The sequence below is a fragment of the Pseudomonas sp. W22_MBD1_FP4 genome, assembly GCF_052113765.1.
Lineage (GTDB): Bacteria > Pseudomonadota > Gammaproteobacteria > Pseudomonadales > Pseudomonadaceae > Aquipseudomonas > Aquipseudomonas sivasensis.
Genome location: NZ_JBGQOI010000001.1, coordinates 286,565 through 313,029 on the forward strand (window position 1 = coordinate 286,565; position 26,465 = coordinate 313,029).

21 protein-coding genes are annotated in these 26,465 nt (G+C 58.7%); 17 read left to right on the forward strand and 4 right to left on the reverse strand.

What is annotated here, in order from left to right; translation table 11 throughout:
• Positions 1-313: 313 nt before the first annotated feature.
• On the reverse strand, positions 314-1,228 hold the full coding sequence (locus ACEN2T_RS01440) for a LysR substrate-binding domain-containing protein (RefSeq protein ID WP_010210548.1): 915 nt from the start codon (positions 1,226-1,228) through the stop codon (positions 314-316).
• Between the two features lie 247 nt (positions 1,229-1,475).
• Between ACEN2T_RS01440 and ACEN2T_RS01445 the strand changes: the two genes are divergently transcribed.
• From ACEN2T_RS01445 to pgm, 4 genes are all read left to right on the forward strand, one after another.
• Positions 1,476-2,498 carry a zinc-dependent alcohol dehydrogenase family protein gene (locus ACEN2T_RS01445; protein ID WP_032891466.1) on the forward strand — a complete coding sequence of 341 codons (1,023 nt, stop codon included), beginning with the start codon at positions 1,476-1,478 and terminating at the stop codon, positions 2,496-2,498.
• 707 nt (positions 2,499-3,205) lie between these two features.
• Positions 3,206-4,624 carry a hypothetical protein gene (locus tag ACEN2T_RS01450; protein WP_442116158.1) on the forward strand — a complete coding sequence of 473 codons (1,419 nt, stop codon included), beginning with the start codon at positions 3,206-3,208 and terminating at the stop codon, positions 4,622-4,624.
• The gene (locus tag ACEN2T_RS01455) at positions 4,621-6,027 is read left to right on the forward strand and encodes an aminotransferase-like domain-containing protein (RefSeq protein ID WP_032891468.1); all 1,407 of its coding nucleotides are present in this window, start codon (positions 4,621-4,623) and stop codon (positions 6,025-6,027) included. Before ACEN2T_RS01450 ends, ACEN2T_RS01455 begins: the two co-directional genes overlap by 4 nt.
• A 96-nt stretch (positions 6,028-6,123) precedes the next feature.
• Positions 6,124-7,767 carry a phosphoglucomutase (alpha-D-glucose-1,6-bisphosphate-dependent) gene (pgm, locus tag ACEN2T_RS01460; RefSeq protein ID WP_442116159.1) on the forward strand — a complete coding sequence of 548 codons (1,644 nt, stop codon included), beginning with the start codon at positions 6,124-6,126 and terminating at the stop codon, positions 7,765-7,767.
• A 62-nt stretch (positions 7,768-7,829) separates the two neighbouring features.
• Here pgm and ACEN2T_RS01465 read toward each other — a convergent pair whose 3' ends face one another.
• Positions 7,830-8,525, reverse strand: coding sequence for a pirin family protein (locus ACEN2T_RS01465; RefSeq protein WP_099602454.1), 696 nt, complete (start codon positions 8,523-8,525; stop codon positions 7,830-7,832).
• A gap of 219 nt (positions 8,526-8,744) precedes the next feature.
• On the opposite strand from ACEN2T_RS01465, the gene ACEN2T_RS01470 reads away from it, so the two are divergent.
• Positions 8,745-11,192 (forward strand): UvrD-helicase domain-containing protein, encoded by a 2,448-nt coding sequence (locus ACEN2T_RS01470; RefSeq protein WP_442116160.1) that lies wholly within the window; start codon positions 8,745-8,747, stop codon positions 11,190-11,192.
• An 11-nt stretch (positions 11,193-11,203) separates the two neighbouring features.
• On the opposite strand, the gene ACEN2T_RS01475 is transcribed toward ACEN2T_RS01470, so the two are convergent.
• Positions 11,204-11,476 (reverse strand): DUF1652 domain-containing protein, encoded by a 273-nt coding sequence (locus ACEN2T_RS01475; RefSeq protein WP_032891472.1) that lies wholly within the window; start codon positions 11,474-11,476, stop codon positions 11,204-11,206.
• A 256-nt stretch (positions 11,477-11,732) separates the two neighbouring features.
• On the opposite strand from ACEN2T_RS01475, the gene ACEN2T_RS01480 reads away from it, so the two are divergent.
• The 5 genes from ACEN2T_RS01480 to ACEN2T_RS01500 all read left to right on the forward strand — a co-directional run bounded on the left by ACEN2T_RS01480 (position 11,733) and on the right by ACEN2T_RS01500 (position 16,194).
• Positions 11,733-12,542: a helix-turn-helix transcriptional regulator gene (locus tag ACEN2T_RS01480; RefSeq protein WP_095184808.1), complete on the forward strand. Its 810-nt coding sequence runs from the start codon at positions 11,733-11,735 to the stop codon at positions 12,540-12,542.
• 49 nt (positions 12,543-12,591) lie between these two features.
• Positions 12,592-13,998: an NAD(P)/FAD-dependent oxidoreductase gene (locus ACEN2T_RS01485; protein WP_442116161.1), complete on the forward strand. Its 1,407-nt coding sequence runs from the start codon at positions 12,592-12,594 to the stop codon at positions 13,996-13,998.
• Between the two features lie 27 nt (positions 13,999-14,025).
• On the forward strand, positions 14,026-14,367 hold the full coding sequence (locus ACEN2T_RS01490) for a cupin domain-containing protein (protein ID WP_032891477.1): 342 nt from the start codon (positions 14,026-14,028) through the stop codon (positions 14,365-14,367).
• 60 nt (positions 14,368-14,427) lie between these two features.
• On the forward strand, positions 14,428-15,507 hold the full coding sequence (locus ACEN2T_RS01495; RefSeq protein WP_032891479.1) for a polyamine ABC transporter substrate-binding protein: 1,080 nt from the start codon (positions 14,428-14,430) through the stop codon (positions 15,505-15,507).
• A gap of 222 nt (positions 15,508-15,729) precedes the next feature.
• Positions 15,730-16,194 carry a M10 family metallopeptidase C-terminal domain-containing protein gene (locus ACEN2T_RS01500; protein WP_442116162.1) on the forward strand — a complete coding sequence of 155 codons (465 nt, stop codon included), beginning with the start codon at positions 15,730-15,732 and terminating at the stop codon, positions 16,192-16,194.
• Positions 16,195-16,257: 63 nt separating this feature from the next.
• Here the strand turns inward: ACEN2T_RS01500 and ACEN2T_RS01505 are convergent, their stop codons facing one another.
• Entirely contained in the window at positions 16,258-17,043 is a 786-nt protein-coding gene (locus ACEN2T_RS01505) for a helix-turn-helix transcriptional regulator (protein ID WP_032891481.1), read from the reverse strand.
• Positions 17,044-17,241: 198 nt separating this feature from the next.
• Between ACEN2T_RS01505 and ACEN2T_RS01510 the strand changes: the two genes are divergently transcribed.
• From ACEN2T_RS01510 to ACEN2T_RS01540, 7 genes are all read left to right on the forward strand, one after another.
• Entirely contained in the window at positions 17,242-18,606 is a 1,365-nt protein-coding gene (locus ACEN2T_RS01510) for an APC family permease (RefSeq protein ID WP_442116163.1), read from the forward strand.
• Between the two features lie 9 nt (positions 18,607-18,615).
• A complete protein-coding gene (locus tag ACEN2T_RS01515; protein WP_179178994.1) occupies positions 18,616-19,719 on the forward strand; it encodes a DmpA family aminopeptidase in 1,104 nt (367 codons plus the stop codon).
• Between the two features lie 367 nt (positions 19,720-20,086).
• Positions 20,087-21,520, forward strand: a complete 1,434-nt coding sequence (locus ACEN2T_RS01520) for a serralysin family metalloprotease (protein WP_032891484.1) — start codon at positions 20,087-20,089, stop codon at positions 21,518-21,520.
• A 49-nt stretch (positions 21,521-21,569) separates the two neighbouring features.
• Positions 21,570-21,938, forward strand: a complete 369-nt coding sequence (locus tag ACEN2T_RS01525; RefSeq protein ID WP_032891485.1) for an AprI/Inh family metalloprotease inhibitor — start codon at positions 21,570-21,572, stop codon at positions 21,936-21,938.
• Positions 21,939-22,039: 101 nt separating this feature from the next.
• A complete protein-coding gene (locus tag ACEN2T_RS01530; RefSeq protein ID WP_442116164.1) occupies positions 22,040-23,791 on the forward strand; it encodes a type I secretion system permease/ATPase in 1,752 nt (583 codons plus the stop codon).
• Positions 23,788-25,089 (forward strand): HlyD family type I secretion periplasmic adaptor subunit, encoded by a 1,302-nt coding sequence (locus ACEN2T_RS01535; protein ID WP_122753309.1) that lies wholly within the window; start codon positions 23,788-23,790, stop codon positions 25,087-25,089. Before ACEN2T_RS01530 ends, ACEN2T_RS01535 begins: the two co-directional genes overlap by 4 nt.
• A gap of 2 nt (positions 25,090-25,091) precedes the next feature.
• Entirely contained in the window at positions 25,092-26,429 is a 1,338-nt protein-coding gene (locus ACEN2T_RS01540) for a TolC family outer membrane protein (RefSeq protein ID WP_179178992.1), read from the forward strand.
• Positions 26,430-26,465 lie beyond the last annotated feature (36 nt).

A 26,465-nucleotide genomic window follows, 5' to 3' on the forward strand; every position in this document is an offset into this window, starting at 1 on the left:
GATATTGCCGGTTTCCGAGGCATTGTGCCATCATAATTTTTTACATTTGCACGCATTTGTCCAGCGTGGTGGGTGGTGCGCTCACTACGGCTCGGCCATTGATACGGGGGTAGGGCCGAGGGTTCATATCTCCCTCAGTCCAACCATCCTCATCCATAGCCTGCTTGGCCTCAGGCTGGGGGCATCCTTTTCAAACCATCCAAAGCATGCCCTCAAATATGCCCCCAATGTCGCAATCCACTGGAAGTGAATGGAGCTACATGGTTTGTGGAAAGGCAAAAAATGATCAGATTAACAGCCTGCCAGACGACGCCTAAAGACTCTCAGGGTCGCCAAAAAACATCTGTATCCGCGACCGCAACCACCGCTCCCCCGGATCATTGTCCTGCGACCCACGCCAGGCCATGTGCAGTTCAAACGAGCGCACCGGCAACGGTGGGTCTTCGGCGCGCAAGCCGCCGGCGGATGTCAGCGCTTCAGCCGCATAATCCGGTACGGTCGCGAGGATATCGGTGCCCGCCAGCAGGGTGCCCAGACCGTTGAACTGCGGCACGGCAAGCACCACATGGCGCTTGCGGTCGAGCTTTTCCAGCTCTTCATCGATAAACCCGCTCAAGTCACCGGCAAACGATACCAAGGCATGGGGGCGGGCGCAGAAGTCGTCCAGGCTCAAGGAGCCGGGTACGCTGTCGGCGCGCAGCAGTTTGGGCAGGCTGCGGCGCAACACTTTGCGCTTGGCGTTGGCCGGCAGGTCGGCGGTGTAGCTGACGCCGATGGAGATTTCGCCAGAGGCCAGCAGGCCCGGCATCAGGATGTAGTTGACGCGACGCACCACCAGCACGATGCCTGGGGCTTCAGCTCGCAGGCGTTTGAGCAGTTGAGGCAGTAGGGCGAATTCGACATCGTCGGACAGGCCGATGCGGAACACGGCGGTGCTGGTTGCCGGGTCGAACTCGGCGGCGCGGCTGACGGCGGTTGAGATTGAGTCGAGGGCCGGCGAGAGCAGGGCGAAGATTTCCACCGCTCGGGCCGATGGCTCCATGCTGCGCCCGGTGCGTACAAACAGCGGGTCGTCAAACAGACCACGCAGCCGCGACAATGCCGCGCTGATGGCTGGCTGGCCGAGAAAGAGTTTCTCGGCGGCACGGGTCACACTGCGCTCATGCATCAAGGTTTCGAATACGATCAAGAGGTTAAGGTCGACACGACGCAGGTCGTTACGGTTCATCTTGTGTCCTGGAAGAGTCAGCTAGCTTGACGTGAGCGGCCACATGGAAACGATGACCAGCATTAATCTTACGGGGAAAGGCTGGTACTCTGCACAGGATAATTGAGTTTTCCTACGATAGTTGGGGTCTATTCCTCAGGCGTGGAATCGATGACAGGCATGTCGACTATTAATGGCGACCTGTGGTCTTACCCGCAAAGCCCAGATAAAGTTCATGGCATTAGAGGTTACTTTGACGAGGTTTGCGATGTCCCGCACGATCCGTTTTCACAAGTTTGGTCCGGCCGAGGTGCTCAAATGCGAAGAGCATGCAGCCGCGCAGCCTGCACCGGGCGAAGTGCAGGTGCGTGTCGAGGCGATTGGCATCAGTTGGTATGACATTTTGTGGCGCCAGAACCTGGCGTCTTCCCACGCCCGTCTTCCATCTGGCCTTGGCCACGAGATGGCTGGGGTGGTCGTCGCCCTTGGCGAGGGCGTGGACGACTTGGTTGTGGGCGATAAGGTGGCCAGTTTTCCGGCCGAGAGCCCCAATGATTACCCGGTGTATGGCGAACAAATCGTCATGCCCCGTTCAGCCCTGACTCGCTACCCGGACGTGCTGAGCCCTATTGAAGCGAGCGTGCATTACACGCCGCTGTTGATTGCTTACTTTGCTTATATGGATCTGGCTCGGGTCAAACCGGGGCAATTTGCCCTGGTCACCGATGCGAGCCATTGCGCAGGCCCTTCCTTTGTCCAGCTGGGTAAGGCCCTGGGTGTGCGGGTGATTGCCGCAACCAAGGACAGCGCTGAGCGTGAGTACCTGCTGTCCCTCGGGGCCGAGAAGGTGATCGTCACCGAAGAGCAGGACCTGCTGATGCAAATCAACAAGTTCACCGACAACCGTGGCGTTGACGTGGTGTTCGATGGCTTGGGTGGCCCGCAGATGTCATTGCTCGGCGATGTGCTGGCGCCCCGTGGCAGCTTGGTGCTGTATGGCTTGCAGGGCGGCAACCAGACGCCATTCCCCGCGTGTGCGGCGTTCCAGAAGAACATTCAGTTCTTCGTGCACTGCATCGGTAATTTCACCGGTAAACCGGAGCTGGGCATCATTCAGGACCAAGTGGCATTGCAACGTGCGTTGCGTGATATCAACCAACTCACCGCCGACCGCGTGCTGCTTCCACTGAAAACCACGGTGTTTCCGTTCAACCAGTTCGTGGAAGCGCACCGTTATATGGACGAATGCCCGTGCCGCGAGCGAGTTGCTTTGCAGGTTGCGGCTGTTTGAGCTGTAGGAGTATTCGTAAATGAGTGTTCCGGTGCCTGAGTGAATGGGGCAAATACGCCATTTGACAGGGCTTAACCCGCTCGCCCCAGAAGGTGCCGATTCGGCACTTTAGCCCCCAAATCCTGCTCTTCCTCCCTGACGCCGCGCTGAATCCCAGTGCGGCGTTGTTGTTTGTGCGTCCCGTACGCGACATCCCGCGCTCATCTGAACTGGTTTTAGGCGGGCTTCTGTATCTATTAATCATTATTCCAGCCTTGATAATTGCGTCTTCACTTTCATCTCAAGGATTGAGCAATGATTGAATCTATGAAAACTCTGCAGATACTTATTCGAACTATGAGTGTGGCGCGCACACGGGCTCGTGACGGAAGGAGCCTTCATAAGTCGTACCTGCCCTGCAAAAGGGAAAGTTGTTTGAGTCTATTTGTCGGACGCCTCTTTAAAAGGCTGATTAAAAATGTGTAGGAACTTGTCGGAAGAGTCCTAAGTCTAGTTTGTTTTTCTGGATTTACCTTTAGATTCATTTGGTTATGGGTTTTTAAGGGTGAGGGATAAACCCCTGGCGATCCCTGTCGTTTTGTTGCGCGGTGCTAGTGTTTAATCATCGGCGCACAATGCGGTGCGCGATTTTCCTACACGCAAAATAGGTCGAGCAAACACTGTCAGCAGTTGCTTGAAACTGATATTTCAACTCAGGTAGTAGAACTATGAGCACTATTCACGAACAGGCTATGAATCATGTCTACCAGCAAGTTCTGCAACGTTTGATTGGGCACTTCACTCGCGCAGGCCGTACCGCCCTGCAGTTATTGGTGCAGCGAATCGTTGTTGCAGCAGGGGGCATGGAGCAGGTTGGGGATTTCAAAGTGCTGGTGGCCCATGGTGGCGGTGAAGTCAGCAGTTACTCCCTGGCATTGCTGCGCGCCGCCCAGTTGACCATTGCCGGTCGGGCACCCCGTACCTTTCATCTCAGGGTCGCGACGTTACGGCACGCAGGCATGACCGAGGGCCAACTCGATACCCTCAATCGCGGCTACGGCCGGCTGTTTCTCCACGACGACCCGCGCGTGGAGTTATTGATGGTGGAAAATCGGGAAGTGCAGCCCTTCAACCATCTGCGCCCCGCGTCAGCGATCGGGCGGGAGGTCAGCCAGCGCAATATGTTGATGGTGGGCCACGTGAGTGCCGGGGACTGTCGCGCTACGTTGTGCAACGACACCTACTTGGCGGTCGGTGATTTTTACCAGCGCGTCACCACTTACAACGGCGGCGTCCATGCGCTGGTCAGCGGTGATTCACCGCGTAAGCAGAGTCAGTTTTTAGCCTGGTTCAAGCAAACTGCTCAAAGTGCGGGTATCGCTGTTCCCAAGAGCAGCTCGCTGTCGCTCAACGCGCTGTTTGCGCGCATGGACGAGTGCAGCACCGGTTACTACCGTGATGTATTCGGTGAGGAATACACCGCCAACGATAATCCCAGCAAAGCCGGGCACCGTCACTTGGCCTACATCGGCATCGCCGATCTGCTGGAAGATGTCGACATGGCGTCGGCCCCCTTGTTGACTGAGTTCATGGCTTACGTTCCAGACCCGCTGGGCTTTCACTTCAGCCATCCGGCCTATTCCAATCCGTTGCTGATGGCGCATCTGCGCGGGCTGCAGGCCGAGTTTCTGCATGAACTGGATTATGAAGACGGTGTCGACGGCTTTATCCAACAGGCCGATGCCTACATGCGTCGCCTGCGTATGCCCGAAGATGTGCTGGCTCAGGCCGGGACCCCTGAAGGGCGGATGCTGTCGAGCACCTACGCCCAGCAATTTTTTGGCCTGGATGAAACTCAGCTGATCTGCATGCTGTTCTCTCCCTTTCTTGATCACGGCCAGCGCTTGGAGGGTTACTTGCGCCAATGCCATCCGGGCATGCTGGTGGCACTGCCCGAATTGCACAAAGTCCTGCAAGACAAGCCCTGCGCCGAGATGCTGCAGCAGTGGATAATGGACACCAGCGGCTTGCCCTTGCCCTTGTTGCAGCATCTGTACCGCAAACGGCAGGTGGTCAGTGCGAAAGACGTACGCCAAGACGGTGCGGTCCAAAGTGCGGCTCAGGCCGTGCCATTGTTCGGTCGATGACGCTGCGTGGCGAGCGTCAGGCGGATTTCGCGTATCAGGCGGTCTATCGCTACATGATCAGTCTGATCAACGAAGTCAGCACCGACACCCGGGTAAAACTGCCGTCCCTGCGGCAGTTGGCCGGGCGCCTGAATGTGTCGATTTCGACGATTCAGTATGCCTATGCACTGCTGGAGAAGGAGGGCAGGGTCTATTCGGTGGCCAAGTCCGGTTATTACGCCTGGCCAATGTCCGCAAACCCGATGCCGTGGGCGGGAGGGGATTTGCTCGACCGCTTGTACGCTGCCGCTCGGCGCCCTGGCATGGCGGTCTTCAGTGGTGACGAGCCGGCCTTGCTGGGGGCGCTGGATGAAACGCTGCTGCGACTCGAGCGGGAGTTGGTGCGCCAGTATCCGCCGCAGTTGCAGCCATGGTCCCAGCCATGTGGTGTGTGGGAGTTACGTGCGGCGCTGGCGGCACGTTATACCTCTTCAGCTACGCGCTGCTGGCATGCCGACGATGTGTATATCGGTGCCGACCTTCGTGGTGTGCTGGATATTCTGATCGAAGTGCTGGGCCTGCGGGGCACTACCGTCATCGTGGAGTCACCCTGTGATTGGGTGATCCTGCGGTTGTTGCAGGGCGCTGGGGTGCGCATCATCGAGTTGCCCTGGACGAAGGAGGGCGGTATTGACCGGAACACGTTGGCCAGACTGCTACGCGATGAGTCGGTGCAGTTGGTGTTGCTCTCGTCTTCGGTCAGCCTGCCGTCAGGGGTGGCTATGTCCATTGACGAGCGTCTTTACGTTGCACAACTGCTGGAACAACACGGTTGCTGGTTGCTGGAAAACGACACCTTCGGTGAGCTGGGTTTCGAAGCGCCGCACACGGCATTGCGCGAATTAGTGAACCCTGAGCGGCTGATTGTATTTTCTTCGTTCGAGAAGGTGCTTGGTTCTGAAGCTCCTTATGGGTATCTGCTGTCCCGACGCATGAGCAACGAGCTACAGCGTCAATTCTTGTTGCGCTCATTCCGCTTATCGTCGATCCGTCAGCGAGCGATTGCCCGCCTGTACCAAAGCGGGCGACTGGACCAGCACCTGCGCGTACTGCGCCAGCAGTTGAGCGAGCAGGCCGTGCAAATGAGTCAGCGCCTGGAGCAGCACCTGGGCGACCAGGTGACCTATCGGATGCCTGCCGCCGGCGCCGCCTTTTGGCTGGCCTCCAGCCGTGCGGTGGACATGCGTCAGGCATTCCAGCGGTTGCTGGGTCGGCAGGTAGTGATCTCGCCCGGCGAGTTGTTCAGTGTCAGCGGATTGCATCAACAAAACCTGCGCTTGAGTCACACCTTTCACGGGCAGCCTAATCTGGATATTGCACTGGCAGCGTTGAGTGACGCACTGCGGCAGGCGCAGACTGGGTGAAATTTCTCTTACGGTTGTAGGATCGATACCGTCGCGCCGTAGTCGAACTCTCAGTAAACTGCCATTTTTCCAGATCCTTCTATCCGAGGTTTATGCATGACAATCAGTCCTTTTGCGGGCAAACCGGCGCCGGCCCAGTTGCTGGTGGATATCCCGCGACTGGTTACGGCCTATTACACCGGCCAGCCTGATGCAGCGATCTCCACCCAACGTGTGGCCTTCGGTACTTCGGGGCACCGTGGTAGCTCCTTCGAGCTGAGCTTTAACGAATGGCACGTACTCGCCATCAGCCAGGCCATCTGCCTGTATCGCGAAGCCCAAGGCATCAACGGTCCACTGTTTGTCGGGCTCGACACCCATGCGCTGTCGACGCCTGCCGGCGCGAGCGCTTTGGAAGTCCTGGCGGCCAACGGCGTCCATGTAATGCTGGCGGAGGGTGATGAATACACGCCGACCCCGGCGATTTCCCACGCCATCATCTGCTACAACCGTGGCCGTACCAGCGGGCTGGCGGACGGCATCGTCATTACGCCGTCCCACAACCCGCCGCAAAGTGGTGGTTACAAGTACAACCCGCCCAATGGTGGCCCGGCTGATACCCACGTCACCAAGTGGATCGAAGCCAAAGCCAACGAGTTGCTGGCCAATAAGCTGGCCGGGGTCAAACGCATCACCCACGCCCAGGCACTCAAGGCTGACACCACCCATCGTCACGACTACCTCAACAGCTACGTGGCCGACTTGGTCAATGTGATCGACATGGACGCTATCCGCAGCGCTGATCTGCGCCTGGGCGTGGATCCATTGGGCGGAGCAGGAGTGCGCTATTGGTCGGCGATTGCCGAGCACTACCGCCTGAACCTGGACGTGGTGAACACTGAAGTCGATTCCACCTTCCGCTTCATGAGCGTCGACTGGGACGGCCAGATCCGCATGGATCCGTCCTCCAGCTACGCCATGCAGGGTTTGATCGGGCTAAAGGAGCGTTTCGACGTCGCTTTCGCCTGCGACCCGGACCACGACCGCCACGGTATTGTTACCCCCTCCGGCGGCCTGTTGGCGCCGAATAACTACCTGGCCGTGTCCATCGATTATCTGTTCCAGAACCGTCCCGACTGGCGCGCGGATGCAGCCGTGGGCAAGACCGTGGTCAGCAGCGGCCTGATTGATCGTGTGGCCGCGCGCATTGGCCGTCGGCTGTATGAAGTGCCGGTAGGCTTCAAGTGGTTTGCCGATGGCTTGTTCGAAGGGTCGCTGGGTTTTGGCGGCGAAGAAAGCGCCGGTGCGTCGTTCCTGCGCAAAGACGGTACGGTGTGGAGCACCGACAAAGACGGTCTGATCCCAGCGCTACTGGCTGCGGAAATGACCTCGCGCGAAGGCCAGGACCCGAGCCAGATCTACCGTGGTTTGACTGACGCCCTTGGCGAGCCGTTCGCCATTCGCGTCGACGCCAAGGCCACCCCGGCGCAGAAGGCCTTGCTGGGCAAGCTGTCCCCACAGCAGGTGACCTCCACCGAACTGGCTGGGGAAAGCATCCAGCAGATCCTCAGCCACGCGCCGGGCAACGATCAAGCCATTGGCGGTCTGAAAGTAATGACCGAAAACGGCTGGTTCGCCGCACGGCCATCGGGTACCGAAGACATCTACAAGATCTACGCAGAGAGCTTTATCGGCGAAGATCACCTCAAACAGCTGGTAGAAGAGGCCCAGGTACTGGTAGACGGCGCCATTTCCCAGTAACACCGAAAACCATGTGGGAGGGGACATTCCACCTCCCACATTTATCGGGACGAAGACTCAACTCAGGCCAGATCGACCAGTACGATCTCGCTGTCTTCAATCGCCGTGACCCGCAACACCCGCTCATCTTCAATCGCAACACCGTCCCGCGCTTGCGCACGCAAGCCATTGACTTCAATCACTCCCGTGGCTGGCACCAGATAGGCACGGCGGCCACTGTCCAAGCGATACTCTGCCGTTTCCCCGGCTTTCAGGTTGGCTGCTACCAAGCGTGCATCAGCACGAATGCGCAGGCTTTCGCTGTCACCGGCTTTGCCACTGGCCAGGGTGACAAACCCTTCGCGGTCACCTTTCGGAAATGGCTTTGCGCCCCAAGAGGGCGGCAAACCGGCCTCGTTCGGGATGATCCAGATTTGAAAAATCTTGGTAGGCGTCGCTTCCAGGTTGTATTCGCTATGGGCGATCCCAGTGCCTGCGCTCATAACCTGCACGTCGCCGGCTTCAGTCCGGCCCTTATTGCCCAGGTTGTCGGCGTGACTGATGGCGCCTTCGCGCACATAGGTGATGATTTCCATGTCACGGTGCGAATGCTGTGGAAAGCCCGTACCTGGCGCGATAATGTCGTCGTTCCACACGCGAAGGTTGCCCCAGTGCATGCGCTTGGGGTCGTGGTATTCGGCGAACGAGAAGTGGTGATGGGCATCAAGCCAGCCATGGTGGGCGCCGCCCAGGGAGTTGAAAGGTCGAAGTTCAAGCATGATCGTCTCCTGTTGATGGCGCTTATGATCCCGTAGGCCATGATCGATAAAAAGCGTAAAAAATGCCTGATTCCTATCAGGTAAAGCGATTGGTTAGCGGTGTTTTGACTTTCACTTCATCGGCTAACTGCATGACAGCAAAGCAATTGCCTGGAACTGAGCGCCGATTCCGGCGACCATGGCGCACTTGTCACAAACCAGCTCACCGCAGGAGTCCGCGTGCCGCAACAAAAGCCTGATCTGCCCCCCGAACTGCTCCCATTGGCGCAAATGCCTCTGTTGAAACGCCTGGCTGCACGCCTGTTTGGCCATGGCTTGACCCGTTTGCGCGCACAGCACCGGTTTTCCTGGTTGCACGGTCAGGCCGATGGTTTTCGCAGCGGTCACGAAGCGGGTGTGGAGTATGGCTATCGTGAGGGCAAGGCCGATGGTATCGAGGAAGGTCGACAAGTCCTGTTGATACGCGACTTTCGTCCCGAAGAGCATCGTGCGCCCGGTGTCGATGACAGTTTGTTCGATGATTGGCGATTGCCCTTGACGGCGGACGTGAAGAAACGCATCAAGGCCGACGTGGCTCGCTTGCTGCCGGCCCATGCCCAGCCCAGTGCGGCGCAATGGAAGATGATCTTCAGTGACACGCCGTCCACCTCAGTGATCGCCGGGGCCGGTGCGGGTAAGTCCACCTCGCTGGTCCTGCGCATATTGTTGCTTACCCATTACCTGGGCTTTGAATTGAGTTCGATGACCGTGGTGACCTTCACCCGCGAGTCGCGCAAGGATTTCATCAACAAGCTTATGGATATTCTCAGCTTGTGGGATCGACCGCTTGGCATGAAAGAAGCCCAGGCGGTGGTGCGCACCTTTCACTCGCGCATCCTGCCGATGGTCCGCAGCCTGCCGGGTTTTGAGCGCCTGCAAGCATTTGAGAACCTGAGCTCAGGTTTCGAGGATGCCGACAGTAATCCGTTCGACCTGCGAATCAACGACGCCCAGCGCCAACAAATGAATGCCTGCTACCACCGACTTTACGGGCAGCACCCGCGCTTTCAAGCGTTGATCGCGCCCCTGGCTCGGCATGGCTTGCAGCTCAAGGAGCTGGAACGTGACCACCCAGATGTGCAAAGGCGCGTGGCGGTAACCGAACTGGCAGCTAAACGAGATGAAGAACTGTGCGATGCAATCGAAGATCTATGGTTTCGCGCAGGTGCCTGGCCGATCAAAGGCATTGAGCCTAGTCGCCAGACCATTGAGATCAATGGCGCGCAGTTCCATTGCCATGGCTATATCCCTGAGCTGGACGCGTGGGTAGTACTGGGTTTCGATTCGCGGGAAAACGCCCAGCTCAGTCGGCCCAACGCCAAGCTGTCACTGCGTGCGGAGTGGGCAGTGAAGCGAACCTTATTTCAAGCTTTCTGTCGTAAGCCTCTAATTTGGTTGGATAATTATGAATCATCCAAGCGTCTTTTAAGCAGCTTGGCTGGGGATGCGTCCTCCGGCCCCGGGTTTGATTACAAGGTTAAAGGTGAACTGGCTGGTGCCCCGTTGCTCGACAGTTTTGTCATGGCGGCCGGCTTTATTGAAAACCTTGGGTTGGACGTTCCCACCGCCGTGGGTCAGATGACTTTCGCCAAGGACGATCCGGACCGCTTCTTCTTCGAGGCGCTGAGCATTTTCTGGAAGGCCCTGGAAGACCATCTGCTTGACCAGTCACCGCCGATCATGACCTACAACCGCATGTTCTCGTTGTTCGGTGAAAACACTCCGGAAAACCTCAAGCTGCTCAGCGACCCGCTGTTACGGCCGCTGTCGCATCTGATGATCGATGAGTTCCAGGACGTGTCGCCGCAGATTGTCTCGTGGATCCGCGCCAGCCTGCGAGAAATCCGTAGCCGTGGCCCCGCGATGCACGTGGGCCGTGGCGCCCAGCATTCTTCGCTGTTGTGTGTGGGCGATGACTGGCAATCGATCTATGGCTGGCGGGGCAGTTCACCCAAGTATTTCATGGAGTTCAATCAGGAATTCCCGTCGCCGAGCACCACGCGGGTGATGCTGGGCGAGAATTACCGCAGCCACCAACACATTATCGATGCTGCCGAGCACATCGTGCGCACCGCGCCGGCGATCCCCGGAAAGAAGGCCAAAGCCAGCGGCGCGCCCAAGGCGTTGCAGCCGGTCAAGGTGCTGGAGCGTGACGACGCGGCGCTGGGCCGTCAGTTGCTGGAGCATTATCAGAAGGGCGAGTCGGTATTAATGCTGTATCGAAAAAGTAGCGATAAGTTACTGATTCAAGAGCATATTAAGTCTGTAGTTAATGTGGATTCTAGCTTGCCGATTCAAGCTCGCAGGCTGAAACAGCTGACCTATCACAGTGCCAAAGGCTTACAGGCGGACGCCGTATTCCTGCTTGGGGATTGCCAACACCTCACCCGTTCCCCCTACAAAAACCAGGTCTATCGTATGGCCGGTCTGGGCAAGTCTGGCGACAGCGAACCCTATGACACGGCACAAAAAGACGAAGCGCTGCGCCTGGCTTACGTCGGCATTACCCGGGCGGTCAGCCATTGCTTTTGGTATGTGGAGAAGCCCGAAGGCCAGGCCGTGAATATGCCGAAGGCCTCGGAGCATGTAGATGGAAAGAAAGCGTTTTTTGACGATCAGCGCGGCTGATGGCTGATCACTCAGGCCCGCAGTGACAGCGGTGGCACAAACGACGCCAGTTCATCCTCCACCGCCTCGATAATCCGCTCTACGTCAGCGGCATTCATGACCGTGGCACAAGGGATGCCGGCGATGGCAATCAGGGTTTCGCCGCTGACGCGGTCAAACAGGCGGGCGATCATGCTGCCGGGCGCGTCCATGCTGCCCTCGAAGCCCATTGGATGAAAATGCCAGCGCATCAGTTGGCAGGCGTTGGGGAACGTCACTTTATTCATGTTGCCCACCTTGTTCATTGAGCGCTTCCTTTAGCTCGCGGCAGGGGGCCATGACCGTCACTGGTCTTGGCGTTGTAGAGCTTAAAAATAGCATTCGCTCTTAACCGGAGGTGACTTTTTTCATCCCGTTCGGCGGTTGTTTTCCTAACGGTTGATGTGGGTCATGTCCTGCTCAGAAATGGGCAAGAGGCCATTAGTCCGAAGTTGCACCTAGCCATTGAACGCACCACCGAATTTCGGCAATCTCCACGGTTTTCCCGCTGCAGAGCTCACCATGCCTGACATCGCTCCCGACGATGATTGCCTGCATACTCAAGCCACGGGCGACCTGGTATTACGCCATCACCTGTGCTGGCGCCATCGCGATCTGGACGGGGTGATGTCCTACTACCACCCGGACATCCAGTACCACGACTTTTTCCAGAACCGCGTAGTCGGTTACGCCGAGCTGCGCGATTACCTGCAAGCCAGCATGCCACGCGAAGCTGACGAAGCGATTGAACACACCGACCGCATCCGCGCCGACGGCGATACCGCCTTTATCCAGTACCGCATCACTCTGCGTGGTGGCCATGGGCTGGTGTCATTCCGTACCAGCGAGGCCATCACCGTGCGCGATGGGCTGATCTGGCGCGTCAATGAATACGCGTCACTGGTGCACGAACAACCGTCCCAGGCCCAGCGCCCCAGCGTCAGCCGCTTGGGCCTGTCGCCCCAGCAACTGGGGCATATGGCCAATGACCTGCAGCAGTATTTCGAGCACAAGCAGCCTTATCTGGACCCGGAACTGGACCTGCAGCGAGTCGCCAAGGAGTGCGGTTACAGCCGCAATCAGATTTCCTACCTGCTCAACCAAGTGCTGGGTCAAAGCTTCTATCGCTACGTCAACCAGGCGCGCCTGCAGCATTTGCTCGCCGCGCTGGATAACGCGCGCCCGCCGATCAAGGTCGACGACCTGGCCTTTGCCGCCGGTTTCAATTCGTTGTCGGCGTTCTACAGTGCCTTCCGCCAGCACACCGGCCAGTCGCCCAAGGCCTACGTCAAACAAATTTCCCTGCGTGCACGCGCGCAAGACAACGAATAACCGCCGGCCCTAGGATCAGCCCCATCGAAACGTGGTTGGGGAGCTTGGCATGCCGGCATGGCGCAACATCAGTTTATGGATGGACCAACTGGACGACCCGCTGGTGGCGCGGCCGACCCTGGAACACGACTTGGACGTCGATGTGGCGATTATCGGCGCTGGCTACACCGGGCTTTGGACCGCCTACTACCTCAAACGCCAGGCGCCCGAGCTGAAGATTGCGATTATCGAGGCTCAAACTGCCGGCTTCGGTGCATCGGGCCGCAACGGCGGCTGGCTGATGGGCAACCTGCTGGGTGAAGATCGCCTGCTGGCCGGCCTGGCACCTGAACAACGCCGGGCCTCATTCGACCTGCTGCACAGCATTCCGGATGAAGTCGCCCACGTGTTGGCCCGCGAAGGCATCGACTGCGACTACCGCAAGGGTGGCGCGCTTTACTGCGCTGCCCGTTACCCCGAGCAGGAGGGCAGCCTGCGTGCCTACCTGGACAAGCTCTACGCCCAAGGCCTCACCGAAGCCGATTATCGCTGGCTGAGCCCACAGCAGTTGGCCGAACAGATCCGCATTGCCAAACCCTATGGCGGTATCTATGCACCTCACGTCGCCACGATCCACCCGGCCAAGCTAGTGCGCGGCCTGGCGCGGGCAGTGGAGCGCATGGGCGTTACGATTTACGAAAAAAGTCCGGTCACCCAGTGGCAGTCCGGCAGCCTGTGCACTGATAAGGCCAGTGTCCGCGCCGCTTGGGTAGTGCCCGCCGTCGAGGGATACGCGAACACCTTGCCGCCTTTGGGCCGCTACCAGTTGCCGGTGCAAAGCCTGATCGTCGCCACCGAGCCGCTGCCCGCCAGCACCTGGGACGAGATTGGCCTGCGCCACGGCCAGGCATTTGGCGAAAGTAGCCGTCAGGTCACTTATGGTCAGCGCACGGCGGACAACCGACTGGTGTTCGGGGCCCGCGGCGGTTACCAGTTCGCCGGCAAACTTCGCCACAACTTCGATTTGACCGATAGCGAAGTGGAGCTACGTCGCTATCTGTTCGGCGAACTCTTCCCACAGCTCAAGAACGTGCGGATTACCCATTCGTGGGGCGGCAACCTTGGTATGTCGCGCAATTTTCGACCGCACATGCTCTGTGATCACACCACCGGCATCGCGCTGTCCGGCGGTTATGGCGGGGAGGGCGTTGGAGCCACCAATCTGGGTGGCCGCACTCTGGCGGATTTGATCCTCCGTCGCGACACGCCACTGACCTATCAACCTTGGGTTATCCGCGAGCGCGGCCTTGATGCGCTCAAGGCCTGGGAACCGGAACCCTGCCGTTGGCTGGGTTACAACGCGATCATTCGCAGTTTTGTCCATGAAGACCAAGTCCTGGCCAATCCCAACACCGCCCCTTGGCGCCGCAAGCTGGCGACCGGCTTGGCCGGATTCATGGAAGGGTTCATGCACTGAGTCGTTTCACTTACACGGGAAAAACCCATGAGCATCACGCACTTCAAAGACACGCTGAATGCCCACCTGCCGGACTCGTCACCCGTGGCCGTGCCCCTGGGCGAGCCGATTGCGGTGGCCTCGACCTTGAGCGTAGAGCGCAGCGACGGCGTCGAAACCGGCATCTGGGCATGCACGCCGGGTCGTTGGCGTCGGCAGATCAAATCCCAGGAGTTTTGTCACTTTATCCAGGGCCGCTGCACCTTCACCCCCGACAACGGTGAAATCGTCCACATACAAGCCGGCGACGCACTGATGTTGCCGGCCAACAGCACCGGAATCTGGGATATCCAGGAAACCGTGCGCAAGACCTACGTACTGATTCTGTAACGCTTTGATCCTTGATCGCCTGCCATAAAAACAGCCCTAAAACCGCCAGGAAATCGAACCATGAAAGCCATTGCCCTGTTGCCCTTGATGTTGGTGGCCTCTATTAGCCAGGCCGCCGAGACGGTGAAAATCTACAACTGGTCCAGCTACATTGCGCCAGACACCACGAAGAACTTCCAGAAGCAGACCGGGATCGGTTTCAGCTACGACGTGTACGACAGCAACGAAACCCTCGACGGCAAGCTCATGACCGGCAACTCGGGTTACGACGTGGTGTTTCCGTCCAACCATTTCATGGCCCGGCAGATCCAGGGCGGCGCGCTCAAAAAGCTCGACAAGAGCCAGTTGCCCAACTGGAAAAACCTCAACCCGGTGCTGCTCAAAACCCTGGAAAACAACGATCCGGGTAATGCCCATGGCTTCCCGTACCTGTGGGGCAGCACCGGCATCGGCTACAACATCGACAAGGTCAAGGCCGTGCTGGGGGATAACGCCCCGGTGGACTCCTGGGACTTGATTTTCAAGCCCGAATACATGGAAAAACTCAGCAAGTGCGGTGTAGCCATCCTCGACAATGGCCCGGAGCTGTTGCCTATCGCCCTCAATTACCTGGGTTTGCCGCCCCACAGCAAGAAGCCCGAAGACTACAAAAAGGCTGAGGCCTTGCTGATGAAAGTGCGGCCTTACGTGGCGTATTTCCATTCCTCGAAATACACCGGCGACCTGGCCAACGGCGACATCTGCGTGGCCGTCGGCTTCTCCGGCGATGTGCTGCAAGCCGAGAGTCGCGCCAAGGAAGCCAAGAACGGCGTGAAAATCGGTTACCAGATCCCCAAGGAAGGTGCCGCTATCTGGTTCGACATGGTGGCCATGCCTGCGGATGCCCCCGATGAAAAGGCTGGCTACGCGTTCATGAACTACCTGCTTGAGCCCCAAGTGATGGCGGACATTACTAACTCCGTGCATTACGCCAATGGCAACAGCGCTGCGGACAGCCTGGTCGATCCTGAGATCAAGGCGGACACCAAGATCTACCCAAGCGAAGCCATGATGGGCAAGTTGTTCGCGCTGGAATCAATGCCGCTGAATATCGACCGGATTCGCACGCGGGTGTGGAATACGATTCGTATGGGCCGCTGATCAAACGCTGTCGAGTACTGCAAAATATATTTGAAAGTGTTGCTGGTCTACGAAGCGTGGCCAGCAACGTTCAGTTGAATTATTAGACTAAGGGATGTTTTGCTGTTTTTCGGAAACGACAGGAAAAACAGTTCGAGTTGGAAGGGAGGTATCAGTGTGAGAAGTTCTCGTCCGCAATTCACGAAGCTTCTTTATTGATCATTACATGAAAAGGTACCTCATATGTCTTCAGTACAAAGTTTGCCAAATGGCGGAACGTGGACTCGTCCCGAAAACAGCCTTCCTGTATTGCGTGGCACAGACGCTCGCGAACGCCTGAACGCCAGGCCCGACGAGGCTTCGGTGCTTGTCGGTGGCGGGGGCAGTGACCAGTTGGTCGGCGCGCGAGGTGCGAATACCTTCAAGTACGAACACTTAACAGACTCTACGAGCAATGATCCGGATACTATTTTCAACTTCAATCCAAGGGAGGATAAAGTTGATTTGTCTGACATGGTGAAGAATAACAAGATAAAGATAATTCATATTCGGCCTCGTGCACCCGCTAAAGTAGGCGATGTACAGTTAAAGCACAGCCCTTTTGGTTGGAGTACGCTGGATATGAAAGTCAATGCGCAGGGGCCTAACTTCTCCATCCGTATTGATAATGTAAAGTTGTTGGCCGATCACGTTAAATTCTTTAGTTAAATCCACTCACCGCAAAATGGTCAGGCAGCGTGTGCTGCCCGGCCGTTTTACGTCGATATCGTTCTACGGATTTTCCAGATCATGCCCCAGCGACTGGATAAATAACGAAAACAGCTCCGGCTGCGATGAGATATCCAGCTTTGCGTACAAATGCCGACGGTGCACTTTCACCGTGTCCGGCGAGATATTCAGGCGCTCAGCCATGGCCTTGGAGGAAAACCCGCGCAGCACCAGGCGGGCGATTTCCAGCTCTCGGTCCGACAGCACGCCACAGCCGAACTGGCTCAAGGCATCCCTGATCTGGCTGTCCATGGCCGGGGCGCGCTGGGTGCTTTGCTGCCAATGCTGCTGCATCAGCGGCAGTACCCACGCCGCCATCATCGTCATCAGCCCAGTGTCTTCTGCACTGAACCGCCGCTGCATTCCCAACGACAGTGACAATGTCCCCATCCCCGGCAGTTGCAGGATCAATTGCACCTCGTCTTCCAGCACGTTGTCATGGAAGTAATTGAGGAAGTATTCACTCTGTCGGAAATGGTCCGGCGCCACTTCTTCCAGGCGGTATACACCGCTGGAGTAACCTTCGCGACACGCCTGGAAAAACGGATCGAGCAAATACAGGCCATTGAGGTACGTCAGCATCGACGCCGGTTTGCTGCTGGGCTGGGCGTCGTATTCCTCAAGGGCTTGGGGCGCGCCCTCCAACGGGTAGAAAATCGCCAACGCGTTATCGAAGGGCAGGCATTGGTGCAACAACAGCACCAACTGTTTCCAGAAACCCTGGGTACCGATGTGCGCGACGGTACGGCCCAAGCCAGCGTGCATGCCGACCTCACGGAACAGGCTCATATCACAGGCTCCCGCCAGCAAAAGATCGCTCAAGGGTTCGGCTTTTGCCGGGAACCGTCAAGGGGAGTACGCCAATAGGGGAATTGGCTGACAAGCTCCTGGGCGATAACGTCTTCATCATCCAACGGGAAACATATCCCGAAAAACATCATTTTTCGTTTCTGCCTCACACCAAGAACAACGACAGAGGATAACGATATGAGCACTTCCCCCACGCCTGACGGCGTGTTGAAACCTACCCTTAGCGTTTTCGATGTAGTGGCCATCACCGTTTCCGCAGTGACGCCGGCCAGTTCCGTGTTTGTGATCGCGCCCTTTGCCATCCAGCAGGCGGGCAGTGGTGTGTTCCTGGCGTTTGTGATGGCCGGCCTGCTCGCGCTGATGTTCGCGTTTTGTTATGCCGAACTGGGTCGCGCCCACAACAGTGCCGGTGGTGAATATGTGTACGCCAAGCGTGTGTTCGGTGGCATGGCTGACTATGCGACCTTTCTCACAGTGCTGGTGATGTTGCTATTCATCCCGCCGGTATTGGCCACCGGGGCCGCGACCTATCTCAACAACGCTTTGGGCACGACGTTCGACTCGCAAACCGTCGCCCTGGTGATTGTGGTGTGCAGCTACGCCCTGGGCATTCTCAATATCAAGCTCAATGCCTGGATTACCGGCACCTGTTTGCTGCTGGAAGTGGCGGCGCTACTGGTGATCGTATTTATCGGGTTTGGTAACCCGGTGCAGCCGGCGAGTGTGTTGTTCCAGCCCCAGATCGTCGAAAACGGCGTGCTGCATCTCGCGCCGTGGGCCTTGGTGATCGGTGCAGTGGGCATAGGTTTGTTTTCCTACAATGGCTACGGCCCCGCGGTGCTGCTGGCCGAAGACATGAAGTGCGGCGGCAAAGGCGTGCACAAGGCCGTGTTGTGGTCCCTGGGCTTGGTGGTGGTGATCGAACTGGTACCGATCACCGCACTGCTGATCGGCGCGCCGTCCCTGAGCGCAATGATCAGCAGCCCAGACCCCATTGGCTACTTGCTCACCAGCCACGGCAATGAAACCTTGTCGCGCTTGGTCAGTGCCGGGATCTTCCTCTCGGTGTTCAACGCGATTGTCGCCATCGTGATCCAGATCGGCCGCGTGGTATTCAGCAGCGGGCGCGATGCGCTGTGGACGCCGACCATCAACACACTATTCACCCGCATTCACCCGCGCTGGGATTCGCCCTGGTTGGCGACGCTGTTCCTGGCGATCCCGTCGGCGCTGCTCAGCTTCAGTTCCAACCTGGCGGACCTCACCTCATTCAGCGTGTTGCTGATCATGCTGGTGTACCTGGTAGTGGCGTTGAGCGCGTTGATGAGCCGCGTGTTGCTGCGCGACCGCGAACACCCGTATCGCATGCCGCTGTGGCCGTTGCCGGCGTTGTTGGCTGTCATCGGTGCAGGTTACTTGCTGGTGACCTTGATCTATGCGGCGTCTGTGCGCGACATCATGATCATCCTCGGCTTGCTGGCCTTGTCGGTGATTTTCTATTGCATCAGCGGCCGGTCGAGTCCGGTCTTCCAGAAATTGTAAGGAGCGGTTATGCGCGCACGTCAATTGGGCATCACTTTGGGGCTGGGCACACCCGGTGAGTTGAATGCCATCACCGATGTACCGGGCGTGCGGGTGGGCCACAGTACCCTCAACACCCGTATCGACGGCAAGCAAGTGCGCACCGGTGTGACGGTGATCCAGCCGCGCGCCGGGGAAGCGCGCCAGCAACCCTGCTTCGCCGGCTACCACGTGCTCAATGGCAATGGCGATGCCACGGGCCTGGAGTGGATCAGTGAAGCAGGGCTGCTGACCACACCGCTGGCCATCACCAACACCCACAGCATCGGCATTGTGCGCGACACCTTGATCGCCTTGGAGCGCGAGCGCCTCGCGGACCCGGCGGTGTACTGGTGCATGCCGGTGGTGATGGAGACCTACGACGGCCTGCTCAACGATATCTGGGGCCAACATGTGAAACCCGAACATGTGCGCGAAGCCGTCGTAAACGCCGAAGCCGGCCCGGTACAAGAGGGCGCGGTAGGGGGCGGCACCGGAATGATCTGCCATGAGTTCAAGGGCGGTATCGGCACGGCTTCGCGGCGTTTGCCGGCGGAGCAGGGCGGTTGGACCGTCGGCGTGCTGGTCCAGGCCAACCATGGCAAGCGCCAGGAGCTGCGGGTGGATGGCTATCCGGTAGGACGCCGGTTGATGGACATCCCATCGCCCTTCACCGAGCGCGGTACGCCGGGCATGGGCTCCATTGTGGTGATCCTGGCCACCGACGCGCCGTTGCTGCCGCATCAATGCCAGCGTCTGGCGCAACGCGCCTCCATCGGCATCGCCCGTACCGGCGGCGGCACCGAAGATTCCAGTGGCGATCTGTTCCTGGCTTTCGCCACCGGGAACCAGGACCTGCCTGCCGCGGATTACGGCCGCAAGGGCCTGCCGTTCAGCAGTGCGTTGCAGATGGTCAATAACGACCACATTTCGCCGCTGTTCAGCGCCGCAGCAGAGGCGGTGGAAGAGGCAATCATCAACGCCATTCTGGCGGGTGAAACCATGAACACCGACGATGGCGTGCAAGTCCCGGGTTTGATGGGTGAGACGCTGTTACAGGCATTACACGATACGGGGTGGAGTGTGTCCCGGTAATGGGGGACAACGCCTATTATTAGTTGAAGTAATGGCTGTTTAATGTTGCCAATGACACCGTGGCAATATAGTGGATCCAATTATTAACTGTGCCGCTCAACTTGGGCGGCATTGGTGCTATTTAATATTTAAATACGTGCCCGCTGCTTTTTGTCGGACAAAACCAAGTTGCCCCAATAAACCCTGCACAAAAGTTTCACTAGTTGGCAGTTTGCTACTTTTTTACGGCGGAAATAGATGTAGACGAAAGATTTCAAGTTGTGTCAGTTTTCTTACGCCTTCAAAAGAGGCGAGTGATAGGACGATCTCGCCCGCGAGGTTCCTATCGATCAAAGACTGATGCACTTGCAAACAAGGAAGTACGTTTATGTCCAAAGTAAAAGACAAGGCTATCGTGTCGGCGGCGCAAGCCAGCACCGCTTACTCGCAAATCGATAGCTTCAGCCATCTGTATGACCGTGGCGGCAACCTCACGATCAACGGCAAACCGTCCTACACCGTCGACCAGGCCGCCACCCAGCTGCTGCGCGACGGCGCCGCGTACCGGGACTTTGACGGCAACGGCAAGATCGACCTGACCTACACCTTTCTGACCTCGGCGTCGTCGAGCACCATGAACAAACATGGCATCTCGGGCTTCAGCCAGTTCAACGCCCAGCAGAAAGCGCAGGCCGCACTGGCCATGCAATCCTGGTCGGACGTGGCCAACGTCACCTTCACCGAGAAAGCCACCGGCGGTGACGGCCACATGACATTCGGCAACTACAGCAGCGGCCAGGATGGCGCAGCGGCGTTCGCCTACCTGCCCGGCACCGGTGCAGGCTACGACGGCACCTCGTGGTACCTGACCAACAACAGCTACACGCCCAACAAGACTCCGGACCTGAACAACTACGGCCGGCAGACCCTGACCCACGAAATCGGCCACACCCTCGGCCTGGCTCACCCTGGCGACTACAACGCCGGCGAAGGCGCGCCGACTTACAAAGACGCGACCTATGGACAGGACACGCGCGGCTACAGCCTCATGAGTTACTGGAGCGAGAGCAACACCAACCAAAACTTCAGCAAAGGCGGCGTCGAGGCCTACGCTTCCGGCCCGCTGATCGACGACATCGCAGCAATCCAGAAGCTATACGGCGCCAACTACAACACACGCGCCGGCGACACCACCTACGGCTTCAATTCCAACACCGGGCGTGATTTCCTCAGCGCTACCTCCAACGCCGACAAGCTGGTGTTCTCGGTGTGGGACGGTGGCGGCAACGACACCCTGGACTTCTCCGGTTTCACTCAGAACCAGAAGATCAACCTCAATGAAGCCTCGTTCTCCGACGTAGGCGGCCTGGTGGGCAACGTGTCCATCGCCAAGGGCGTGACGGTCGAAAACGCCTTCGGGGGTGCGGGTAATGACCTGATCATCGGCAACAACGCCGCCAACATTATCAAGGGTGGGGCCGGCAACGACCTGATCTACGGTGCTGGCGGTGCGGACCAACTGTGGGGCGGCGCCGGCAATGACACCTTTGTGTTCGGTGCCAGTTCCGACTCCAAGCCAGGGGCGGCGGACAAGATCTTTGACTTCACCTCGGGTTCGGACAAGATCGACCTCAGCGGCATCACCAAAGGTGCTGGCCTGACCTTCGTCAACGCGTTCACCGGGCATGCCGGCGACGCGGTATTGACCTACGCAGCCGGTACCAATCTGGGTACGTTGGCCGTCGACTTCTCCGGGCACGGCGTGGCGGATTTCCTCGTCACCACCGTAGGCCAGGCAGCCGTCAGCGACATCGTGGCGTGATACAAAGGCGCGGCGTTTCGGCGTCGCGCCTCCAGGATGGAGCGTGAAGATGCAGCGTTTTTTCAACTTTATCGCCTGCGTATTGCAGGTGATGTTCGTGTCGGCAGGAGCCCACGCAATGGCGAGCAGTCTTGTTTTACCTTCCAGCGCTCAATTGGCCGGGCATTGGCAACTGCACCAGCAGGATCAGGTGTGCGCCCTCGACCTGCTCGAACAGGCCAACGCGTTGAGCGGTGATGTGGCCTGTGCCGCCCAATGGCTGGGCGATACCCCCCTGACATGGTCGCCCACTCCGGACGGTATCTGGCTATTCAATGCCGAAGGCAGCGGGATCACTCATTTGAATCGCCAGAAAGACGGGGAGTATCAAGCCCGCACCCAGGCGGGCGTCGTGGTTGAATTAAAACGAATGCCTTAGTTATCGCTATAACTTTATAACTCGATTTTATTAGTTGGCCGGCCTTTATCAGGGTTCGGGCAACTTATGCGCGAAATTTGGCTCAAGGAAGATCAGAACATATGGCCAAGCCCTTTGCGGTAGCGCCCTTATTCAAGGCGCTGGGTGAATACAAGAGCATCTTGATCAGCGTTGGCTGCTTCACGGCATTAATTAACCTGCTGATGCTGGTGCCGTCGATTTACATGTTGCAAGTGTACGACCGCGTGCTGTCCTCCCAGAACGAAACCACCCTGGTGATGTTGACGCTGATGGTCGTGGGCTTCTTTGCGTTTATTGGCACCCTGGAAGTGATCCGTAGTTTCATCGTGATCCGTATCGGCAGTCAGTTGGAACGGCGTTTCAACTTACGCGTGTACAAGGCCGCATTCGAACGCAATCTGCAACGCGGCCAGGGGCATGCCGGGCAATCCCTGGGCGACCTGACCCATATCCGCCAATTCATCACGGGGCCGGCGCTGTTCGCGTTTTTTGATGCGCCGTGGTTTCCGATCTACCTGTTTGTGATTTTCCTGTTCAACGTCTGGCTTGGGGTGCTGGCCACCGCCGGGGCTGTGCTGTTGATCGGCCTCGCGTGCCTCAACGAATACCTGACGAAGAAGCCATTGGGTGAGGCCAGTGGTTTCTCCCAACAGTCGACGCAACTGGCCACCAGCCATTTGCACAACGCCGAAACCATCCAGGCCATGGGCATGCTCGGCGCGCTGCGCAAGCGCTGGTTTGCGGTGCATGCGCAGTTCCTCGGCCTGCAGAACAAGGCCAGTGACACCGGTTCGGTGATCACCTCGTTGAGCAAATCCTTGCGGCTATGCTTGCAATCACTGGTACTCGGTCTCGGCGCACTGCTGGTGATCCGGGGCGATATGACAGCAGGCATGATGATCGCCGGTTCGATCCTGATGGGCCGTGTGCTCAGCCCCATCGACCAGTTGATTGCGGTGTGGAAGCAATGGAGTTCGGCCAAGCTGGCCTACCAGCGGCTGGACGAATTACTGCGCGAGTTCCCTCCGGAAGTGGAGCAGATGAAACTGCCCGCACCCAAGGGCCAAGTCAGCTTCGAGCAGGTCAGTGCCGGCCCGCCGGGTAAGCGCGTGGCGACGTTGCATCAAGTCAGCTTTACCTTGGGAGCGGGCGAAGTGCTTGGCGTGCTCGGTGCCTCGGGCTCCGGAAAATCCACACTGGCCCGTGTGCTGGTGGGCGTGTGGCCGACCCTGGCCGGCACCGTGCGCCTGGATGGCGCGGACATACACCGCTGGGACCGCGACGACCTCGGCCCGCACATTGGCTATCTGCCCCAAGACATCGAACTGTTCAGCGGCAGCATCGCCGACAACATTGCGCGCTTTCGCGAGGCGGACCCTGAGCTTGTCGTCAAGGCCGCACAACAAGCCGGCGTGCATGAACTGATCCTGCGCCTGCCCCAAGGCTACGACACGGTGCTGGGGGATAACGGCGGCGGCCTGTCCGGCGGGCAGAAGCAGCGCGTGGCCCTGGCCCGTGCGCTGTATGGCGGGCCACGGTTGATTGTGCTGGATGAACCCAACTCCAATCTCGACACCGTGGGCGAAGCGGCCTTGGCCACTGCCATTGTGCAGATGAAAGCCCAGGGCAGCAGCGTGGTGCTGGTCACTCACAGGTCGTCGGCATTGGCCCAGGCCGACAAGTTACTGGTGCTCAACGAAGGCCGTTTGCAGGCGTTCGGGCCAAGCCAGGACGTGCTTAGGGCGTTGTCCGGCCAGCAGGAACCGCCGAAGGACAAACCGGGTGTGAGTTTCAGTCGTCAGTATCAAGCCGGAAGGAATCCAGGCGCATGAGCAGCATGACTTTCGAACAACGCGACGCGGGTTTTTTCGCCCGCATGGGCTGGCTGCTGACAGTGGTCGGTGCCGGTGGTTTCTTTCTGTGGGCCAGCCTCGCGCCGCTGGATCAAGGGATTCCCGTGCAAGGCACGGTGGTGGTGTCCGGCAAGCGCAAGGCTGTGCAAACCCTCAGCCCCGGCGTGGTCAGCCGTATTCTGGTGCGTGAAGGCGAGCTGGTGAAACAGGGCCAGCCGCTGTTCCGTCTCGACCAGACCCAGAACCAGGCCGACGTGCAATCGCTGCAAGCCCAGTACCGTATGGCCTGGGCCAGTGTGGCGCGTTGGCAGAGCGAGCGCGACAATCAATCCTCCATCACCTTTCCCGCCGAGCTGAGCAGCAATCCCGAGCCTGCCTTGGCCTTGGTGCTCGAAGGCCAGCGTCAGTTGTTCAGCAGCCGCCGCGAGGCCTTCGCCCGCGAGCAAGCCGGCATTCGCGCGAATATCGACGGCGCCACCGCGCAACTCGGCGGCATGCGTCGTGCCCGCAGCGACTTGACCGCCCAGGCCCAATCCCTGCGTGATCAACTGAGCAACCTGCAACCCTTGGCCGACAACGGCTACATCCCGCGCAATCGGCTGATGGAGTACCAGCGCCAATTGTCCCAAGTGCAACAAGACCTGGCGCAAAACACCGGGGAAAGCGGCCGGGTAGAGCAGGGCATCGTCGAGTCGCGTCTCAAGTTGCAGCAGCACAGCGAGGAGTATCAGAAGGAAGTGCGCAGCCAATTGGCCGACGCGCAACTGCGCAGCCTGACCCTTGAGCAACAACTGACCTCTGCCGGGTTCGACCTGCAACACAGCGAAATCAACGCGCCGGCCGACGGCATCGCGGTCAACCTCGGCGTGCACACCGAAGGCGCTGTGGTGCGTGCCGGTGAAACCCTGCTGGAGATCGTGCCCCAAGGCACACGCCTGGAGGTGGAAGGGCATCTACCGGTGCATCTGGTGGACAAGGTCGGCACGCACTTGCCGGTGGATATTCTCTTCACCGCGTTCAACCAGAGCCGTACGCCGCGCGTGCCGGGGGAGGTCAGCCTGATTTCTGCCGACCAAATGCTTGATGAGAAAACCGGTGCGCCCTATTACGTGCTGCGTACCACGGTGAGCGAGGCAGCGTTGGAAAAACTCCAGGGTCTGGTGATCAAGCCGGGGATGCCCGCCGAGATGTTCGTGCGTACAGGCGAGCGCTCGCTGCTCAATTACCTGTTCAAACCGCTGCTGGATCGCGCCGGCTCAGCGTTGACCGAGGAATGAACATGAAACCTGTGTTTATCGCCTTATTGTTCTGCTGCGCCAGTGCCCAGGCTGCCATGGGCCCGTTTGATGTCTACGAGCAAGCCTTGCGCAACGACCCAGTGTTTCTTGGCGCGATCAAGGAGCGCGACGCCGGCCTGGAAAACCGCACCATCGGCCGTGCTGGCTTGCTGCCCAAGCTGTCGTACAACTACAACAAGGGCCGCAACAACTCCCAGGCCACCTTGCCCGACGGGCGCGGCGGCAATTATCACGACGACCGCAACTACAACAGCTACGGTTCCACCTTCAGCCTGCAACAACCGCTGTTTGACTACGAGGCTTATGCCAACTACCGCAAAGGCGTGGCCCAGGCGTTGTTTGCCGACGAAAGTTTTCGTGACAAGAGCCAGGCGCTGCTGGTGCGGGTGTTGACCTACTACACCCAAGCGCTGTTCGCCCAGGACCAGATCGACATCGCCCGCGCCAAGAAAAAGGCCTTCGAGCAGCAGTTTCAGCAGAACCAGCATCTATTCCAGCAGGGTGAGGGCACCCGTACCGACATTCTCGAAGCCGAGTCGCGCTACGAGCTGGCCACCGCCGAAGAGATCGAAGCGCTGGACGAACAAGACGCGTCGTTAAGGGAATTGGGCGCCTTGATCGGCGTGCAGAGCGTCAACATCCACGACTTGGCGCCGCTTAACCAGGATTTCGCCGCATTCGCCCTGACCCCGGCCAATTACGACACTTGGCATGAACTGGCAATCAGTAATAACCCCACCCTCGCGTCTCAACGCCAGGCCCTGGAGGTGGCGCGCTACGAAGTGGAGCGCAATCGCGCCGGGCATTTGCCCAAGGTCACGGCCTACGCGAGTTCACGCCAGCAGGAGTCCGACAGCGGCAACACCTACAACCAGCGCTATGACACCAACACCATTGGCGTGGAAGTCAGCCTGCCGCTCTACGCGGGTGGCGGCATATCGGCCTCTACTCGCCAGGCCAGTCGCGCCATGGAGCAGGCAGAGTACGAGCTGGAGGGCAAGACCCGGGAAACCCTGATCGAACTGCGTCGGCAGTTCAGTGCCTGTTTGTCGGGCGTGAGCAAGCTGCGTGCGTACCAAAAGGCGCTGGCTTCGGCGGAGGCGCTGGTGGTGTCGACCAAGCAGAGCATCCTCGGCGGTGAACGGGTCAATCTCGATGCATTGAATGCCGAACAGCAGCTGTACAGCACCCGACGCGACCTCGCCCAGGCTCGCTACGACTATTTGATGGCCTGGACCAAATTGCATTACTACGCCGGCAACTTGCGCGACACCGATCTGGCCAAGGTGGACGAAGCGTTCGGGCCCGCACAGCGTTAACCAGCTTTCTCGACAACTCCAACAAAAGAGAGGCAG

Coding starts and splice junctions, on each gene's coding strand:
- ACEN2T_RS01530 (WP_442116164.1), top strand. CDS start 22,040: ATGGCCAAGCCCTTTGCGGTAGCGCCCTTATTCAAGGCGCTGGGTGAA.
- ACEN2T_RS01500 (WP_442116162.1), top strand. CDS start 15,730: ATGTCTTCAGTACAAAGTTTGCCAAATGGCGGAACGTGGACTCGTCCC.
- ACEN2T_RS01440 (WP_010210548.1), bottom strand. CDS start 1,228: ATGAACCGTAACGACCTGCGTCGTGTCGACCTTAACCTCTTGATCGTA.
- ACEN2T_RS01525 (WP_032891485.1), top strand. CDS start 21,570: ATGCAGCGTTTTTTCAACTTTATCGCCTGCGTATTGCAGGTGATGTTC.
- ACEN2T_RS01505 (WP_032891481.1), bottom strand. CDS start 17,043: ATGAGCCTGTTCCGTGAGGTCGGCATGCACGCTGGCTTGGGCCGTACC.
- ACEN2T_RS01455 (WP_032891468.1), top strand. CDS start 4,621: ATGACGCTGCGTGGCGAGCGTCAGGCGGATTTCGCGTATCAGGCGGTC.
- ACEN2T_RS01450 (WP_442116158.1), top strand. CDS start 3,206: ATGAGCACTATTCACGAACAGGCTATGAATCATGTCTACCAGCAAGTT.
- ACEN2T_RS01445 (WP_032891466.1), top strand. CDS start 1,476: ATGTCCCGCACGATCCGTTTTCACAAGTTTGGTCCGGCCGAGGTGCTC.
- ACEN2T_RS01485 (WP_442116161.1), top strand. CDS start 12,592: ATGCCGGCATGGCGCAACATCAGTTTATGGATGGACCAACTGGACGAC.
- ACEN2T_RS01520 (WP_032891484.1), top strand. CDS start 20,087: ATGTCCAAAGTAAAAGACAAGGCTATCGTGTCGGCGGCGCAAGCCAGC.
- ACEN2T_RS01535 (WP_122753309.1), top strand. CDS start 23,788: ATGAGCAGCATGACTTTCGAACAACGCGACGCGGGTTTTTTCGCCCGC.
- ACEN2T_RS01480 (WP_095184808.1), top strand. CDS start 11,733: ATGCCTGACATCGCTCCCGACGATGATTGCCTGCATACTCAAGCCACG.
- ACEN2T_RS01475 (WP_032891472.1), bottom strand. CDS start 11,476: ATGAACAAGGTGGGCAACATGAATAAAGTGACGTTCCCCAACGCCTGC.
- ACEN2T_RS01465 (WP_099602454.1), bottom strand. CDS start 8,525: ATGCTTGAACTTCGACCTTTCAACTCCCTGGGCGGCGCCCACCATGGC.
- ACEN2T_RS01490 (WP_032891477.1), top strand. CDS start 14,026: ATGAGCATCACGCACTTCAAAGACACGCTGAATGCCCACCTGCCGGAC.
- pgm (WP_442116159.1), top strand. CDS start 6,124: ATGACAATCAGTCCTTTTGCGGGCAAACCGGCGCCGGCCCAGTTGCTG.
- ACEN2T_RS01510 (WP_442116163.1), top strand. CDS start 17,242: ATGAGCACTTCCCCCACGCCTGACGGCGTGTTGAAACCTACCCTTAGC.
- ACEN2T_RS01540 (WP_179178992.1), top strand. CDS start 25,092: ATGAAACCTGTGTTTATCGCCTTATTGTTCTGCTGCGCCAGTGCCCAG.
- ACEN2T_RS01515 (WP_179178994.1), top strand. CDS start 18,616: ATGCGCGCACGTCAATTGGGCATCACTTTGGGGCTGGGCACACCCGGT.
- ACEN2T_RS01495 (WP_032891479.1), top strand. CDS start 14,428: ATGAAAGCCATTGCCCTGTTGCCCTTGATGTTGGTGGCCTCTATTAGC.